This window comes from Finegoldia magna ATCC 29328 (assembly GCF_000010185.1).
GTDB classification, from domain to species: domain Bacteria; phylum Bacillota; class Clostridia; order Tissierellales; family Peptoniphilaceae; genus Finegoldia; species Finegoldia magna_H.
On sequence record NC_010376.1, the window covers coordinates 1,500,393 to 1,517,381 of the forward strand.

Sequence of the window (16,989 nt, forward strand, 5' to 3'; positions counted from 1 at the left end):
CCTCCTAATTTTAATGTTTGAAATGTCTGTTTTTTGTGAACACCATGCTAATTCCGTACTCATTGCATTTGTCGATGGAGTCTTGGTCTTTGATGCTTCCACCTGGTTGAATAATAGCTTTTACTCCCAATTTGTGTGCAAATTCTACGCAGTCAGAAAATGGGAAGAATGCATCTGATGCCAATACGCATCCAGTAAAATCAACGTCTGGATGGTTATTAGCGATGTTTTCCAACGCCCAAATTCTAGATGTTTGTCCTCCACCAATTCCCAAAGTGTGAGAATCTTTTGCAAGTACAATTGCATTTGATTTTGTGAATTTAACCACTTTCATGGCAAATTCCAAATCTTTCTTGTCTTCATCACTTGGTTTTTCGTCAGTAACTACGTTGTATTCGTCAACACCGAAGTCCTTGTCTTGGATTAAAACTTTTCCATTCAAATACTTAATGTCTTCTTTTACTGAATCGTTGTCAAATTTTATCTTAACAAGTCTGATGTTTTTCTTTTTAGTCAAAATTTCAAGCGCTTTTTCGTCGAAATCTTTCGCAGCGATAATTTCCAAGAAAATTTGGCTCATTTCTTCAGCACATTTTTCATCCACAACTCCATTGATGGCGATAATTCCACCGAAAATCGAAGTTGAATCTGCCAAGTATGCCTTGTGGTACGCTTCAGAAACGCTGTCTGCAATGGCAACTCCACATGGAGATTGGTGCTTCAATGCAACACAAGAATTTGCTCCCAATTCGTCAGCCAATTCCACTGCTACATTCAAATCGTTGTAATTGTTGAAGCTCATTGCTTTACCGTGAATGACCTCGCAATCAGTCAATTTGCCATTTACAAATGGATCTATGTAAAGATTTGCACTTTGATGTGAGTTTTCTCCGTATCTAAGTTCGTCTTCTTTTTTGAAACCAAAAGTTCTGTATTTGCTACGTTCTCCAACTTGTTCTTGGAAATATCTTGAAATAACAGAATCGTAGTAAGCTGTCAAGCTAAAAGCTTTCATCGCTAATTTTTCTCTGTAAGTGATGTCCACGTTGTCGTTTTTCAATCTGTCGATAAGTTCGTCGTAGTCAGAAGGATCAGTTACAACCAAAACATCCTTGTAATTTTTCGCAGCGCTTCTAATCAAAGTTGGACCACCGATATCGATGTTTTCAACGATGTTGTCGTGGTCTCCAGTTTTCAATGCGTTTTGAAAATCGTACAAATTAACAACAACAATGTCGATTGGTTGAATGTTCAATTCTTCTACAGTTTTCTTGTGTTCTTCGTTATCTCTTTTGTACAAAATTCCACCGTGAACGTATGGGGACAAAGTCTTCACTCTGCCTTGCAAAATTTCAGGGAAATTTGTAACCTTGGAAATGTCTATTACATTTACTCCAGATTTTTCGATTTCCTTGTAAGTACCACCAGTAGATATGATTTCATATCCCAATTCTTGTAAACTTTTTGCTAATTTAGCTACATCAGTCTTATCCGTAAGTGAAATTAACGCGCGCATGAACTCTCCTCCAATTTTTTAATAGCATCTTTCAAAATGCCATGTTCTATTTTCAAAACTTTCTTTGCTATCTCTTCTTCCGATTTACAATTAGAAATATCCACAGATCTTTGGAGCAAAATATCTCCATCATCTAATTTTTCATTCACGAAATGCACAGTCGCACCGCTAGTTTTTTCCTTATTAGCAAAAACTTTTTCGTGAACGTGAATTCCATAACATCCCTTGCCACCGTATTTTGGAAGCAATGATGGATGGATATTTACAATTGTAAACTCATTTATAATTCTCTTTGAAATTTTAGGCAAGAAACCTGCCAACACAATTAAATCTACGTTTTTTGATTTTAAACATTTGATGATTTCTTCATCATCTTTTGAAACTAAAGTATCCACGTTGAACTCTCTCGCAAAATCAAGACCAGCTGCATTTTTGTTACTAACCACAATGACAATGTCGCTTTTGAAATAATTTTCTTTTTTCGCATCTAGTAGAGCTTTCAAATTGGTACCAGTACCTGAAATAAAAACTGCAATATTCATTTAATCACCTATATAACTATTGGATCCACTGGATAATCGCCATCGAAACAAGCCTTACAGAATTTGTCGTGTTTGTCGCTGCTCGATTTTATCATTCCTTCCATCGAAATAAACGCCAAGCTATCTGCACCTATTTTTTCTCGAATAGCTTCGATATCCATGTTAGCCGCAATCAAATGCTTTCTTGAAGGAGTGTCAATTCCGTAATAGCAAGGGAATTTGACAGGTGGCGATGTAATTCTCATGTGAACTTCTGTCGCACCAGCTTCTCTAATTCTTTGAATCAAATTAGCGCTTGTAGTTCCTCTTACAATGGAATCATCTATAAGTACAATTCTCTTTCCTTTTAATACATGTCTCAAAGGATTTAATTTCAATTTAACTGCCATTTCTCTTTCAGCTTGAGTTGGTTTGATGAAAGTTCTTCCCATATATCTATTTTTTACCAAACCTTGTGCGTAAGGAATTCCTGCTTTTTGCGCGTAGCCAATCGCTGATGGAATACCTGAATCTGGAACTGGAACTACCAAATCAACATCACATGGAGATTCTTGTGACAAATATTCTCCGCATCTTCTTCTAAAATTGTACGCATTTGTTCCATCCAACGTAGCGTCTTCTCTTGCAAAATACACATATTCGAAGAAACAATGACGTGGAGATCCTTCTGTTGTATACATCGAAGAATTAATTCCTTCCTTGTCTACGACAATTATTTCTCCTGGTTTTACATCACGAATTTCAGTTGCTCCGACGATTTCTACGGCTGCATTTTCTGATGCAAACACAACATCTTCATCATTTTTTCCCATAACAAGAGGTCTAATTCCCAAAGGATCACGAAATGCTATAAGTTTATCCTTCAAGCACAACACAATAGCATAAGCTCCTTTGATAAGTTTCATTGTTTTTTTGATAGCTTCGACGATATCGCCCTTGTAATATCTAGCAATCAAAAACAAAATAACTTCACTGTCAATCGCTGTTTGGAACATCACACCATCTTCTTCAAGTCTAGTTCTTAAAATTTGATGGTTGATAAGATTTCCATTGTGAGCCAAACTCATTTCGATTCCCTTGGCAAAAGCCATCAATGGTTGAGTGTTGTAATCGTGAGAACCACCAGCAGTAGAATATCTCACATGTCCTATCCCAATATTACCAACTAAATTATTCAAATTTTCTTCCTTAAACACATCGATAACAAGTCCCATGCCTTTTTCTCTATGTAGGTTTTCACCGTTACTAACGGTGATACCACAGGATTCTTGTCCTCTGTGTTGTAAGGAGTTAAGTCCGAAAAATAATTTCTTATTAACTTCGGACTTAGAATATATCCCTATAACTCCACACATCCTAGCCTCTCATTCTGTTTAGAACTTCTTTGTAGCCTTCTGTCAAATCTCCCAAATCTCTTCTGAAAATATCTTTGTCTAATTTTTTGTTAGTATCTTTGTCCCACAATCTACAAGTGTCAGGGCTGATTTCGTCAGCTAATAAAATTTGTCCGTCGTCAGTCTTACCAAATTCGATTTTGAAGTCAACTAATTTTAAGTTGATTTTTAAGAAAAATTCTTTTAATAATTCGTTGATTTTCAAAGTTTCTTTTCTCAAATAGTCGTATTCTTCTTTTGTGATAACACCAAGAGCAATTGCGTGATCTTCACACATCAATGGATCTCCCAAATCATCATCTTTGTAAGATAATTCGAAAGTTGGTTGATTCAAAACTCTTCCTTCTTCAACTCCGTATCTTTTTGCAAAAGAACCTGCAGTGATGTTTCTAACGATAACTTCAAGTGGCATAATAGTAACTTTTTTAACTCTCATATCAGTGTTGTTGATTGTTTCGATGTAGTGAGTTTTGATGCCGTTTTTTTCAAGCATTTCAAAAATCATTGTAGTGATTGCCAAATTAAGTTCACCTTTACCTGCAATTGTAGCTTTCTTTTCACCATTACCAGCTGTTGCATCATCTTTGTATCTGATGATATATTCATCAGCCTTTTCTGTTGAATAAACTTCTTTTGCTTTACCTTCGTACAATTTTTCCATAATAGCCTCCTAAAATAAAAAAATAGAGAATTCTAGATAGAATTCTCCTAAATTTTTTGACAAATATACACTTTTTTATTGGACGCAAAAATAGCTCTCAATTTGCCTCTCAATTTATTGATAAGGCTTAGATCGTGATTTGTAAATCTCAAATCAAAAAGCTTTTTTATGAAATTTATTGAAATATCAATAACGCTCATTATTTTGCCCCCACTAAAATAATTTACAATATATTATATCACAGCTGCCCATAATTTGCACCATCAAAACATAAAAAAATAACAAACAATTTCATACACTACATTGCTACATCATTGTCTAACAAAATTACCAGAAAATTTATTTTGCTTTCACAACACTTTTCTTAAAATTCTAGTATTTTTAGGTTGTTTCAATTAATCTAAAATTAATAGTTTTTTGTTGTAAATTATATTATAATTGAAGAAACGAGGTGTGACTTATGGAAGAAAAAAGGAAGCTTAAATTTATTTTATATGCATTTGCACTTTTATTAATCGTAGGTGTTGTTGGCTACATGTTTTTGTTAAAAGTCGATTTTATAGATGCATTATACATGACGGTTATAACCATCTCAACTGTTGGCTTCGGAGAGATTGGTACTACAAGTAGTTGGTCCGAGCTTTTCTCGATAATTATGATATTTTTAGGTGTTGGCATCGTCGGATACGCATTCACTACGGTTGTTGCTATGTTTGTAGAAGGAAAAGTTAAAGATTTTTGGAAGGGAAGTAAAATGGAAAAGAAAATTGCCTCACTCAACGATCATTACATTATTTGCGGTTCTGGTGAATTGGCAGAAGTAATTATAAATAAATTTATCGATCAAAATTTGAATTTTGTTGTCATTACAGATAAACGTGAAGATCTTGATGATTACAGTCACCACGATATTTTAGTTGTGGAAGGCATGTCAACTGAAGAAGAAGTTTTGGAACATGCAGGAATAGACAGAGCGAAGGGTCTTGTATCGACATTGGATTCTGAAGTAGACAATATCGTTACTGTGTTAACTGCAAGAAATCTCAACAAAAACATCTACATAATAGCCAATGCTATTACTAAATCGGGAAGCGAAAAGTTAATGAAAGTAGGCGCCAACAAAACTTTGTCCGCCGTAGAAATCAGCGGCAAAAGAATGGCTTCTTTGATGACCAAACCAAATATTATTTCGTTTTTAGATGTGGTTACAAGAATTGGCGATGTGGAATTGGATTTGGAAGAGGTTGTTGTTAAAAGCGGATCATATCTCGAAAACAAAAATTTAATTGAAGCTCAAATTCCAAATAAAACAGGTCTGATTGTACTTGCAATTAAAACAATTGAAGATAATAAAATGATTTTCAACCCACCAGTAAACCACACTTTCCAAATTGGAGATGTGTTGATTGTCCTTGGTAGAGAAGATCAAGTGGACAAATTAAAACATTTGGGTGATGAAACAAAATAATTTGTGCTTGTGACATAATAATATCACTTAATAATTTAAAAAATTTTAAGCGGAATGTGAGCTTTACATTCCGCTTAATTTTTATTTTTAGTGTCAACAATTTTTCTATTTTTTATAGAATTTTTTAATTTATAAATCAAAACCAGCTCGATATTTACTGCAACTTTTTTCAATAGATTCTAAATTGTGTAATTTCATATTTGCTTATATAAGAGGTTTGATTTCATTTTCAATCCAGTTAGAATCTTTGAATACAGATCTTCCAATTCCAACCAAATCACACACTCCGCGATTCAATATATCTTCTACATCTTCTCCTGTCTTCACTCCACCAGTCAAAATCACGGGAACATCTACGTTTTCATAAATTGGTTTGGATAGAAAATCGAAGAAGCCCGCTCTTTGATCATCAATTGAGAACATGCACATTCCACCGGAAATATCCAGCACATCTACACCAGCTTTTACGAATTCTTGGGCTGCGTGTATGCTGTCTTCTGTTGATAATCCACCTTCGAGGTAATCTCCAGCTCCCATTCTTATGAAAATTGGATAATTTTCTCCTACTTTTTCCCTGATTTTTCTAATAATTTCCAAATGGATTTTGATTCTTCCATCGATATCTCCACCGTATTCGTCGGTTCTTTTATTAGTAATTGGCGATAAGAATTGGTTCAATAAATATCCATGAGCAGAATGTATTTCCACTCCATCAAATCCTGCTTTTTTTGCTCTAACTGCTGCGTCGACAAATTTTTCAATAATTTGTTCTATTTCTTCAAGAGTAAGTTCTCTCGGAATCTCTGTTGTAGATTTGGATGGATTTTTGATAGCTGATGGTGCTACAGGTTTGTTTTCGATAACTTCTTCACTAGCAGAACTACCAGCGTGAGAAATTTGCAACACTACATTTGAGTCATTAGATTTTACAAGCTTTGCAAGTTTTTTCATCCCATCAATTGTAGAATCATCTGCTATGGATGTTTGGTTTTTGCTAGCTTTTCCCAAAGCATCCACAAAACAATGTTCGATAATTACAGTTGAAAATAATTTGTTTTCGGTCTTTTCTTCATAATAGTTCAGGATTTCTTCTGTAACATGTCCGTTTTTATCAGCCTTTGCAGTTGCCATTGGTGGCATCACAATTCTGTTTTTAAAATTTATGTTTTTTGATTTCAATTCATCTGATAATTTCATTTTTACCTCCGTTTGTTGAATAATCAATATTTGATACGTTAATTATAATTTCGATAATATGTCTTGTCAAATATATTTTGTTAAAAAATAGACCTATGTGATGTAAACACACATAAATCTATTTAATCATAATATTTAATCAGTTTTGTTAGAAATTTTCTCTTATAATTTGTGACATTTTTTTGAAATTATCCCTGAAAATATAATGACTTCCGTCCATCAAATATATTTTGCCGTTATTTTTTTCAAAAGCATTTTGTGTTTCGATGTATCTCCAGTCCTTGTCCTTGTCTTCTTTTTTCGTTAGAAAGAAAATCTTTTTGATATCTCTTGGATAATGCAAATCTTTAATTTTGTTCCAATTGTCAGCGAAATGTCTTCCTTCATCCAAATTATCGACATTTGCAAAATCCCTGAACAATCTGTATCTGATTTGCGATTTTGTTTCATCTGTATAGTATTGATTATTCGCCATGAACCATTCGGGATGAATTCTCGATGCAATTCTAATCAGCCCAAGTTTGTTTGACCATTTTCTCAAAATTGGAAGAAAAGTATTGCCAGTGTACTCCAATTGATTCGGAACCGATGTGTCCATTCCAATAAATCCTGTAACCTCGTCTTGGTATTTGTCCAAATAATATAACGAATAAACTCCAGAAATCGAATGCGAACACAAAATATATTTCGGGTATCCCAGTTTTTGAATGACTTGATGAAGCTCGTCTGTTATATTTTCTACTGTTCTTGGGCTTCCAATTGTGTCCGAATCGCCATATCCAAAAGGCTCAATCGCAATGACATGATAAGTTTTGGAAAGCTCATCCATAAGCGGCATAAAATCAAGTCCGGGCGCAGTAGTTCCATAACCTGGATCTATGATGACAACCTGATTATTCTCCAAGCCCTTCTCAACAATATTAATATTTTTACCTTTTATCTCGATTTTTTCTCCGTAACCAACTATCTTGTTTCTTTCTATTGACAGCATAAATTTATTAATCGAAAATGTAACAATAAAAACTAATATAATTACTGACAAAACCTTCAAAATTTTCATAAAATCACCTAATTTGATTATACTCCTTTTAGTATTTATAAGCAGATTTTATCGTTATTTTATTTTCTCCAAAACTTCTTTTGTTTTTTCAGCATCCATGTGGTGATAGAATTTGCCATTAATCATAATATTTGGTCCATCTTTGCATTTTTTGAAACAGTTTTGCGTTCTAAGTCGGATTTTCCCATCAGCAGATGTTTCGTTAAAATCCATGGCAAGCTCTTTTTTCACCGTCTTCAACACTTCCATCGATCCGTTCTTCGCGCATCTCGGTCCCGAACAACACACTATCTCGTATTCAACCTTGGATTCTTTGATAGATGGAATGAATTTTATAATCGTCTTGATGTATTTCTCATCAATATCAAAAGCTTGTGCGATTTGTTTTTGGTGACTAATCGACACACACCCAAAAAAATCCTGGCAATTTCTAATAGACACCTTCGCTCCTTCTTGGCTACCCTTGCCGAAACTTTCCACAGTTTCGTCGAGTTTTTCTTTGAAAATCAGTTCTTCATTTTTTTCTTCACACATATAATCACCCTCTTGTTTTTATCCTAATTTTATTATTTGGTCTTTTCGTAATTTGATTGCTAACGTCTATAAATTGATCCAGACTTCGAAACACTTGAAAAATCGCCGAACGAATCGCAAATTCCTCGTGGGTATCTGGAAGCTTCATCATGTGGTAGTGATTTTTCAGAAAATCAATTCTCTCTTTCAATTTAATCATATCCTCACGTTTAGTTAAATTTTGGGATGCTTGAATTAAAATATCAGAAATATATTTGCCGTCTGAATATTCCGGCGGAATCGTCCTCAAATCATCATACATTTCTTGCAACAAATCCATCTCCCTTTCTCTCAAACGCAAATCGAAAAGCAAATCCCTGCTGTTTTCAAACAAATTGTCATTCTCAATAATCGCAATATCAATAGCCTTGTCGATGTCTGCTTCAAGCTCTGAAATCTTGTCCTCATACAACTTCACATCCAAGTTTTGAACAAGAGATTCTCCGAACAAATTCAATATAAACTTCATATCGTCATCGATGCTTTCGATCAACGTGTTTAATTTGTCCTGTCTAGTAGGAGCGTAGAAATTGGTCAACATCGCAAATCCCGTCCCTATAAACACAAGAGCCATTTCATTCAAAATAATCGATACATCAATTTTCCCAAAAGCTAATAAATGAGTCACGATTACACTTGAAGGACCAAGTCCCAGTTCTATCTTCAATAAAAAAGACACAGGCACAAATAAAAGCAAATACAATCCGAAAACCCAAGTTTTGTATCCTATTTTTTCAAATAAAAATCCTCCAATTAAAAGAGCAATTATTGCGGACAAAGTTCTCTTCAAGCCACCTTCTATCGTAGCTTTTCTCGTATCAAACACATTTAATATCGCAATAATTCCCGCCGCAGCTGCAAACTCAAGAGAAAGTTCCTGCGACACAATTATCGCCAAAAGTGAAGCCAAAGCAGTCTTGATTGTTCTAGATATTATAGATTTTCTCATAATAAACTCCTGTATACTTTCGTTGTATTATTTATACCCAATTTGTGATTGAAATGGTAAATTTGGACATAATAAAAGCACCTACTAAGTAGATGCCTAATGATTATTTTCAATATCTATCAAACTCAAAACCAACGTCATTATCATAATGAAAAATGTAAAAAACGCGTATAAAAAATTGGCACTCATAATATTAAGATTAAAAAGCGCAGCAATACAATAAACATATATACTAAACCAGAAAACAAATAGTGACCAATCCTTTTTGTTTTTGAACGTAATTGATTTGTGATTATTAATTAAAATTGATATCAATTTTATAAAAACAAAAATCCAAATCAACAAAAATGCAATGCACGAAAACCATTCATCAGTTATTTTATCTAAAACGAGAGAAATTGCACTTGCGATTGCCACGAACAATACTCCACAAATTCCTATCAGCAATGATTTGCCGATATTAAAATCTGATTTGTCAGAAGATTTGTCCCATTGTTTCAAAGTCATAAAAATAATTGCTGGCACTTCAAACATATATCCCAAAAAATTAACCCAAATTACGCTCATGAACATATGATGATTGATATCAAGAGTGATTGGGCGTCCATCCCACACCCAGAAGCCTCCGTTTAACCTTATGGCCACTACATCCAAAAGCAAATCCATGCTCACAATTAACCAACCACTCAACAAAGCCTTCATTACATTGCTGATTGAAAACTTGTTTGCGATTCTAAGCGCACACACGCTGATTCCTCCCCACATCAAACCTCCGAAAAAAGGAAACTGATACGGATAAAAACCAATACTTATGAAAAAATCATTGCTATAATGATAAATATCTGTAAATCTCACTGCCAAAAGTTCCAAGCAAAACCCAGCTAATGCCCCCGAAATCAAAAGACCAAGCTCCCTGTAGTTTTTGCTTTTCAAAATATCGACAACCAAGATAAATACAATAAAATAGCATACAAGCTCGAAACTATTAATCCAGTTCATCATTTTCTCCGAGGATTATTTCAATCTGCTACCTACGAAACATCCCATCAATGAAATCGCCCCGTAAATAAATATATAAATCGTGGCACTTTCATTCATATAAATAATCACGTAAGGCACGAAAATCACCATAACTAAAAGAGGATACAGAATATCAAAAGAATTCTTCTTTCCACACATTATTGCATTCACAAAAGTTATAATAGGAATTGCAAATAACAAAATAAACATTCCACTGCCCGTATCTTTCACAAGCATTGTCAACAAATAAAAACAGATTATATTAACCATTAAATATGGCAAAAGTTTTTTAATTCTATTCATAAATCTACCCCTCATCATCAACCGATTTTACAGATTGCAAATTATATTCTGACTTTAATTTTTTGAAAAATCCGTTAATATCATAATTTTTATTAAAAGAAAAAGTCACCTCAATCATAGATTTATCATCCATTTCCTCGTCAATAATATCTAGTTTTCTAATTTCAACACCTTCTTTTGAAGTAAATTCATAAAAACTATCTTGATTAAAATTATAAGTATCGAAAATCATTGAATATGATTTTATAGTTTTCTTGTTGATCAAATCACTGATTTTATTGAGTGAAATCAAAGTTACAAGACAAATCACAGTCGCAATGATTGCCCCTTCGTAATATCCAATTCCAACCGCAAGCCCAATCGCCGCAGATAGCCACAAAGTCGCAGCCGTAGTTAATCCTGTTACCGCATTCTTTTTTTGAAGAATAGTACCAGCACCCAAAAAACCAATACCGCTTATAACTTGTCCCGCAATCCTCGCAGTGTCCCTCGCAGTGTCAGATGAAAACTTACCAATACCATCAATTCCAATAAGCATAATCAAACACGCCCCAACACTGACAATAATGTGTGTTCGAAAACCCGCAGCCCTATTCTTGATTTCTCTCTCTATTCCAATTACGGCTCCCAGTATCGCTGCTAATATTAATCTAGTTGCTACCAAAAAAACATCCATAAATTCCTCCTTATATATTTATACCCAATAATTTTTGTGGATAAGTCATTTATGGAAACTAAGGATAAAAAGAATTTACACAAAAAATATTTGAACTAATTAACAAGCTGAAACCAAACTACTATTATTAATTACATTTTTAATAGCCATATTCATAAAATCACTTGAATAATTTACTTGTGTGATTTCAAATTGGTCTGTTATACCATTTGGAAGAGTTCGCCCTATTAAATTTCCCTCTTTAAAAGTAATGTTCATTTCTTGTGTAAGCATTTTGCCACCATCACTCTGCAAAATTGCTTTGTATTTGTGTCGTTCTCCAGAATTTTTAATAGTGTAACCGTTTTTAAATTTCTTAGTAAAAGTCTCGTATTAGCTCATCACATTATTCATCAATTTGTGCATCAAATGACTGTTTGATAATTTTCATTACCTGTTCTATATCTGAGGTATGTTTAAAGTATATTTCAACGTCTCCATTTCCCCATCTTCCTAGGCCTGTAACATCTCGGCATATTCCATCTGGGTCGTATACATCCGCATAATTCATGTTGATAGAAATGCACAGTTGATTCTTCTGAACCACGATATCGACAAAGTTTGTATCAAGTTTATATGCGATATAAAGCTTCTTAAATTCTCTGCGAACATCAGTACCCAAGTTCATTATTCTCTTATCAAGTAGTTCATACAATGTCTTAGTATGAAGATTAAAATCATAGGTATCAACTGAATATGACGTTGCTGGTTTTATCTTAACTTGGTATGGTGCTAAACTTGCTTTTGAGATTGTAGGATACTTCCAAATCTCAGCAGCCTTTGTAGCAAGCTGTTTTGCTCTCTCTAGAATCTGTTTTTCGGCCCACGATGTTTGCATGACAACATATTTGTTCAATCTAAGAGCACTTTGTTTGAAGCCACCACTCATATTCACCTTTTCTATGAAGGAATGATCACTCATCTCTGAGTTATACGCAGTCAATGTGAGATTTCCAATTGTATGAAGATATTTCTTCTGTATATCCTTCCACTCCGATCCAAGCTCAGCTTGCCATTCCACACTCAACCCGGGATTCTGAGGCATTATGTGTTCAATTGTAAAATTCTCAATATTGATGGATACTTTATTTTCATGCTCTTCTAAGTGTCGAAGAATAAAATTTCTCTGACGCATATTGTATACATCACGAGTAACAAATGCAGCTACAAATTTTTCATCATCCGGAAATTCTTTATATGTTTGGAGAAGCACAAAATATGCTCTCACTGAATTCATATAATCATCGTTTCGAACATAATTTTTGAATGTTGCGAATGTCTTGTTTAAAGAGTTAGTTGGAATTTTGCAAATATTTCGTCTTAGCACATAGCTGATGCACATGTTCAAAATTTCTTTCAAACTTGCATCATCAATTAATCCAATGTTTTTATCGCTATGTACCTTAAGCAAAAATGGATATGCTACTTCCATTCTAAGTTCTATGATATCTTCATATAAATTCTTCAAAACAGGATCTGAACTTCTTGCAAAAATCATTCTTGTATAATAGTCAGCATAATCTAATAGATCTTGGCAAAGCTCTCTGATACTTCCAAATTCACAATTCAAATGATAATGCTTAAATTCTTCATATACATGATCCTGCTTTGGAATTCTAGTAAGTTTCATTGTAAGATAGTCTCTGAAGAATTTGTCCATAGTGGATTCCTGCTTTTCATAATCAAATAATAATTCCATCGGTCTCCACAGATGTTCATATACGTATCTCTGTTCTAAAGGCTCAAGTCCCATCAAAACATAATTTCTAATCAAATCTGATTCTGTTAATTCTTTACCTGTAGAATTCAAGCTTTCAAATATAGCCTGTGCATCATCCAAAGCTCTATCAAGTGTAATATTGACAATTTGGAGCTTTCCGATTGATTCATATACTTCTTCCGGCTTAATTTCCAGCTTTTCAATTTGATCAGCGAAGAATTTCAAATTAGTAAGCAAACGAGATTTTGTATCCATCTTGATTGGTTTCTTTTCGATCAAACAGACCAATATATCACGATCTGTTTCCGTCAACAAAAGCTTATATCTGTCATCCCCATCCTCGTACTCATTTTTAAGCAGTGTATTATCTATTCGCCTTGCATTGATCATCTGTCCTTCAGGATGTTTTTCTGCATAGTCGCGCAACGCAATTAACAGCAAAGTTAGGGTTGTAATTCTCTGTTGACCATCAATAATCATATATTTTTGAACACCTGTTGGCATTGCCTGCTCTGCAATATTTACAATGGAGCCAACAAAATGTCCAGGTTTGTTTTTCTTTTGCATATCAACAATATCTGTCCACAGTCTTTGACACTGTGATAGATCCCAACTATAATAGCGTTGATATACAGGTATCAAAAATTGTTTATTACCATTTAAAATAGCATAAATATTTCCTTTGGTTGCGTCCATTTTTTCTCCTATCTCCTATTCCCGTAATTGCTAGATTCGTCTGCAACCATCAAGTGTGTATCTAGATTAAGTGAATAGTTTATCTTATTATTTGATTCCATATTCCCTTCCATATCAGAATTATCTGTCCAAAGCTCACACTGAGTCATTACAGTTTCTACAGCATCATCCATTCCATCAGGTGGATATCTATGGCTTCTAAGAAGTTTCTTGATCATCATACGCATTCTAGCTCTTGCAGAATCACGCTTCTGCCAATCAATAGTACGATTCTTTCTAAGTGTATCTGCTAGTTCCTTAGTAATAGCAATTAATTCTTCATTTTCATAAAAGTCCTTGATGGCCTGTGGCTTTGTAAGTGCATCATAGAATGCAAGCTCATCTGCAGTAAGGCCAAGCTGTTCGCCTTCTTTGTGAGCCTCTGCAATCTGTTTGGCAAGGTTAAGAAGTTCTTCAATTACCTGCTCATTTGTAAGCATTCCATTAAGGTATGCATTCATTGCCTGTTGGATGATTTCACTGAATTTTTTAGACTTTACAACGTTCGTATGCTTGTATATCTTTACCTGTTCAGAGATCAACTTCTTAAGTAATTCCACTGCGAGGTTTTTTTCTTTCATCTTAGAAATTTCATCTAAGAACTTAGGATCAAACAAATTAAACCCGCCAGACACATCAGAAAAAAGGTTAATAACGCCTTCACTCTTTACACTCGCTTTAAGCAGCTCATTGATGCGTGCATTTATTTCATGAAGAGATATTTTCTTTCCTTCTCCCTGATTCATAATTCTTGTAACTAGAACTCTAACTGACTCAAAAAATGCAGCTTCAATACGGAGTTCTCTTTCTGCAAGCGATGAACACAATGATAAAGCCTGCTTCAAAAGAAGCGCTTCTTTTAAGTAGTCCTCGCGTTCTTTTTTTCTAATTGGTGCAACAATAAAGTTAACCGCACCGCTAATAGCTCTTGATCTTTCAAGATCAGTTCCTTCCATGAACTTAGAATAATCGTATCCATGGAACAAATCTCGACAGATTGAAAGCTTTTCTAGGAACTTAGGATATGCCACCTTAGCAACATCAGTATCTCCGTAGTTCTTCTTATCACGCGCAGTATAATCATTCATGGCCTGTTTCAATGCAGATGCAATACCTACATAATCTACAACTAAACCACCTTCTTTATCTCCAAACACACGATTTACTCTAGCAATAGCCTGCATCAAGTTATATCCATGCATTGGCTTATAGACATACATTGTTGCAAGAGAAGGAACATCAAATCCTGTAAGCCACATATCTACGACAATGGCGATTTTTAATGGACTTTCATCATCTTTAAAAGACATTGCTAGCTCGTCTTTGTGGCGCTTATTTCCGATTATATGACTCCAGTCTTCCGGATCTTTATTGCTGTTAGTCATTACCACCGCAACCTTATCAGTCCAACCTGGACGAAGTTCAAGAATTTTCTTGTAAATCTTCATAGCAATTGGACGCGAATATGCAACTATCATCGCTTTACCAGTAAGCAAGTTTTCTCTGTAATTCTCATAGTGATCAAGGATATCATCAACAAGAGAATCTATCGTCTTGTCATTGCCAAGGATAGCTTCCATCTGTCCAAGTTCTTTTTTACTCTTTTCAATGACATAAACATCAGCATTTTCAGCCATAACATCATATTCCTGATCAATAAGATGCAATGTCTGCTCATCAAGCTTCAACTTCATAACACGACTCTCGTAATAAACAGGTCTTGTAGCACCATCCTCTACTGCCTGAGTCATGTCATAGATATCAATATAATCTCCGAATACTTCTCTCGTATTTCTGTCTTTCATAGATACCGGAGTACCGGTAAATCCAATATAGGTTGCATTCGGTAAAGCATTACGAATAATACGAGCAGAACCGATTTTAATTTCACCAGTCTTTTCATCTACTCGCTCTTTTAATCCATACTGACCTCTGTGCGCCTCATCTGCCATAACAATAATATTTCTACGTTCAGACAGACATTCGAAGGATTCCTCAAACTTCTGCATAGTCGTAAAGATGATTCCATTGACCTGTCTACCTTCAAGAAGTTCTTTCAGGTTTGCCCTACTTGAAGCATGCACTGGTTCTTGCCTAAGGAAATCTTTACACTTCATAAACTGACCATAAAGCTGATCATCAAGGTCGTTACGATCTGTAATGACAACGATAGTTGGGCTATTCAATGCAGTCTGTAATAAATGCGCATAAAATACCATAGATAAGGATTTACCGCTTCCCTGTGTATGCCAGAACACACCGCCTTTACCGTCAGTTTCGCAAGCATGCTTTGAAGATTCAATAGCTTTGTTTACCGCAAAATACTGATGGTATCCTGCTAAAATTTTGAAACGTTTTAATCCTTCATTTGAGAAACAAATGAAGTTTTTTATAATATCAAGCAAGCGTGCTCTCTCAAACATTCCTTCAAAGAAAGTATCAAATTGAGCATACTGCGTATTTTCATAATTTCCATCTTTAGTTTTCCACTCCATAAAGCGGTCTTCTCCTGATGTGATAGTTCCTGCTTTTGATGTCAAATGATCACTCATAACGCAGATACAGTTATAGATAAACATGGACGGAATCTCATGCATATAATTTCTAATCTGTAAATATGCTTCAGAAGCAGCCGTTTCTTCTCTTGATGGAGATTTTAACTCAACAAGAACGACAGGAAGTCCGTTCAAGAACAAAAGCACATCCAAACGCTTATTACTATTTTCAACGAAAGTCCACTGATTAGCGACTACATAGGAGTTATTGTCAGGATTACTGTAGTCAACCAAATATACGATACCAGAACGTTCCTCACCCTTTACAAAATAGCGAACTTCAATACCATGCTGAATATAGTCCATAAAGACAGCATTCTTCTGTACTAATTCACCATTCTCGAAATTATGCAATTTATAGAGAGCATCTCTTATCGCATCATCCGACATATCCGGGTTCAGACGATATAATGCATCCTCTAATTCTTTTTCATATAATGGGCTGTGTAAATCACGCTCTAAACCCGGCGCATATACATAGCGATATCCCATTTCTTGAAACAGCTCTATTATTGATTTTTCATAGTCTGCTTCGGTATAAAATCCTGACATATGTTTCAACTCCTTTGTTTGTTTTTATG

General features: G+C 34.6%; 15 protein-coding genes. 1 reads left to right on the forward strand and 14 read right to left on the reverse strand.

Annotated elements, in window-relative coordinates:
- Positions 1–10: 10 nt before the first annotated feature.
- From purH to purC, 4 genes are read right to left on the reverse strand one after another with little or no spacing between them, the layout of a single operon-like run.
- Positions 11–1,516 (reverse strand): bifunctional phosphoribosylaminoimidazolecarboxamide formyltransferase/IMP cyclohydrolase, encoded by a 1,506-nt coding sequence (gene purH / locus FMG_RS07160; RefSeq protein ID WP_012291022.1) that lies wholly within the window; start codon positions 1,514–1,516, stop codon positions 11–13.
- Positions 1,504–2,058: a phosphoribosylglycinamide formyltransferase gene (gene purN, locus FMG_RS07165; RefSeq protein ID WP_012291023.1), complete on the reverse strand. Its 555-nt coding sequence runs from the start codon at positions 2,056–2,058 to the stop codon at positions 1,504–1,506. Before purN ends, purH begins: the two co-directional genes overlap by 13 nt.
- Positions 2,059–2,066: 8 nt before the next feature.
- A complete protein-coding gene (purF, locus tag FMG_RS07170; protein ID WP_002841101.1) occupies positions 2,067–3,413 on the reverse strand; it encodes an amidophosphoribosyltransferase in 1,347 nt (448 codons plus the stop codon).
- A gap of 1 nt (position 3,414) precedes the next feature.
- Complete coding sequence (purC, locus tag FMG_RS07175; RefSeq protein WP_002836979.1) at positions 3,415–4,113, reverse strand: phosphoribosylaminoimidazolesuccinocarboxamide synthase; 699 nt, start codon at positions 4,111–4,113, stop codon at positions 3,415–3,417.
- A 460-nt stretch (positions 4,114–4,573) separates the two neighbouring features.
- Between purC and FMG_RS07180 the strand changes: the two genes are divergently transcribed.
- A complete protein-coding gene (locus FMG_RS07180; RefSeq protein ID WP_012291024.1) occupies positions 4,574–5,581 on the forward strand; it encodes a potassium channel family protein in 1,008 nt (335 codons plus the stop codon).
- Positions 5,582–5,785: 204 nt separating this feature from the next.
- Here FMG_RS07180 and FMG_RS07185 read toward each other — a convergent pair whose 3' ends face one another.
- From FMG_RS07185 to FMG_RS07225, 10 genes are all read right to left on the reverse strand, one after another.
- The gene (locus tag FMG_RS07185; protein ID WP_012291025.1) at positions 5,786–6,778 is read right to left on the reverse strand and encodes an NADH:flavin oxidoreductase; all 993 of its coding nucleotides are present in this window, start codon (positions 6,776–6,778) and stop codon (positions 5,786–5,788) included.
- A gap of 148 nt (positions 6,779–6,926) precedes the next feature.
- A complete protein-coding gene (locus FMG_RS07190) occupies positions 6,927–7,838 on the reverse strand; it encodes an alpha/beta hydrolase (RefSeq protein ID WP_012291026.1) in 912 nt (303 codons plus the stop codon).
- A gap of 54 nt (positions 7,839–7,892) precedes the next feature.
- A complete protein-coding gene (locus tag FMG_RS07195; RefSeq protein WP_012291027.1) occupies positions 7,893–8,372 on the reverse strand; it encodes an NAD(P)H-dependent oxidoreductase subunit E in 480 nt (159 codons plus the stop codon).
- A gap of 4 nt (positions 8,373–8,376) precedes the next feature.
- Positions 8,377–9,360: an aromatic acid exporter family protein gene (locus tag FMG_RS07200; protein WP_012291028.1), complete on the reverse strand. Its 984-nt coding sequence runs from the start codon at positions 9,358–9,360 to the stop codon at positions 8,377–8,379.
- A gap of 96 nt (positions 9,361–9,456) precedes the next feature.
- Positions 9,457–10,362 (reverse strand): carotenoid biosynthesis protein, encoded by a 906-nt coding sequence (locus tag FMG_RS07205; protein ID WP_012291029.1) that lies wholly within the window; start codon positions 10,360–10,362, stop codon positions 9,457–9,459.
- A gap of 12 nt (positions 10,363–10,374) precedes the next feature.
- Positions 10,375–10,683 carry a hypothetical protein gene (locus tag FMG_RS07210; protein ID WP_041250617.1) on the reverse strand — a complete coding sequence of 103 codons (309 nt, stop codon included), beginning with the start codon at positions 10,681–10,683 and terminating at the stop codon, positions 10,375–10,377.
- Positions 10,684–10,687: 4 nt separating this feature from the next.
- Entirely contained in the window at positions 10,688–11,359 is a 672-nt protein-coding gene (locus FMG_RS07215; protein WP_012291030.1) for an MgtC/SapB family protein, read from the reverse strand.
- Positions 11,360–11,458: 99 nt separating this feature from the next.
- Positions 11,459–11,632 carry a hypothetical protein gene (locus tag FMG_RS09735; protein ID WP_158297415.1) on the reverse strand — a complete coding sequence of 58 codons (174 nt, stop codon included), beginning with the start codon at positions 11,630–11,632 and terminating at the stop codon, positions 11,459–11,461.
- Between the two features lie 112 nt (positions 11,633–11,744).
- Positions 11,745–13,814: a DUF262 and DUF1524 domain-containing protein gene (locus FMG_RS07220; RefSeq protein ID WP_012291031.1), complete on the reverse strand. Its 2,070-nt coding sequence runs from the start codon at positions 13,812–13,814 to the stop codon at positions 11,745–11,747.
- An 8-nt stretch (positions 13,815–13,822) separates the two neighbouring features.
- The gene (locus tag FMG_RS07225; RefSeq protein ID WP_012291032.1) at positions 13,823–16,960 is read right to left on the reverse strand and encodes a type I restriction endonuclease subunit R; all 3,138 of its coding nucleotides are present in this window, start codon (positions 16,958–16,960) and stop codon (positions 13,823–13,825) included.
- Positions 16,961–16,989: the final 29 nt, after the last annotated feature.

What these genes read in the sequence shown, in the direction of transcription:
- purH (WP_012291022.1), bottom strand. Translation starts at nt 1,516, where the DNA reads ATGCGCGCGTTAATTTCACTTACGGATAAGACTGATGTAGCTAAATTA.
- purN (WP_012291023.1), bottom strand. Translation starts at nt 2,058, where the DNA reads ATGAATATTGCAGTTTTTATTTCAGGTACTGGTACCAATTTGAAAGCT.
- purF (WP_002841101.1), bottom strand. Translation starts at nt 3,413, where the DNA reads ATGTGTGGAGTTATAGGGATATATTCTAAGTCCGAAGTTAATAAGAAA.
- purC (WP_002836979.1), bottom strand. Translation starts at nt 4,113, where the DNA reads ATGGAAAAATTGTACGAAGGTAAAGCAAAAGAAGTTTATTCAACAGAA.
- FMG_RS07180 (WP_012291024.1), top strand. Translation starts at nt 4,574, where the DNA reads ATGGAAGAAAAAAGGAAGCTTAAATTTATTTTATATGCATTTGCACTT.
- FMG_RS07185 (WP_012291025.1), bottom strand. Translation starts at nt 6,778, where the DNA reads ATGAAATTATCAGATGAATTGAAATCAAAAAACATAAATTTTAAAAAC.
- FMG_RS07190 (WP_012291026.1), bottom strand. Translation starts at nt 7,838, where the DNA reads ATGAAAATTTTGAAGGTTTTGTCAGTAATTATATTAGTTTTTATTGTT.
- FMG_RS07195 (WP_012291027.1), bottom strand. Translation starts at nt 8,372, where the DNA reads ATGTGTGAAGAAAAAAATGAAGAACTGATTTTCAAAGAAAAACTCGAC.
- FMG_RS07200 (WP_012291028.1), bottom strand. Translation starts at nt 9,360, where the DNA reads ATGAGAAAATCTATAATATCTAGAACAATCAAGACTGCTTTGGCTTCA.
- FMG_RS07205 (WP_012291029.1), bottom strand. Translation starts at nt 10,362, where the DNA reads ATGATGAACTGGATTAATAGTTTCGAGCTTGTATGCTATTTTATTGTA.
- FMG_RS07210 (WP_041250617.1), bottom strand. Translation starts at nt 10,683, where the DNA reads ATGAATAGAATTAAAAAACTTTTGCCATATTTAATGGTTAATATAATC.
- FMG_RS07215 (WP_012291030.1), bottom strand. Translation starts at nt 11,359, where the DNA reads ATGGATGTTTTTTTGGTAGCAACTAGATTAATATTAGCAGCGATACTG.
- FMG_RS09735 (WP_158297415.1), bottom strand. Translation starts at nt 11,632, where the DNA reads ATGCTTACACAAGAAATGAACATTACTTTTAAAGAGGGAAATTTAATA.
- FMG_RS07220 (WP_012291031.1), bottom strand. Translation starts at nt 13,814, where the DNA reads ATGGACGCAACCAAAGGAAATATTTATGCTATTTTAAATGGTAATAAA.
- FMG_RS07225 (WP_012291032.1), bottom strand. Translation starts at nt 16,960, where the DNA reads ATGTCAGGATTTTATACCGAAGCAGACTATGAAAAATCAATAATAGAG.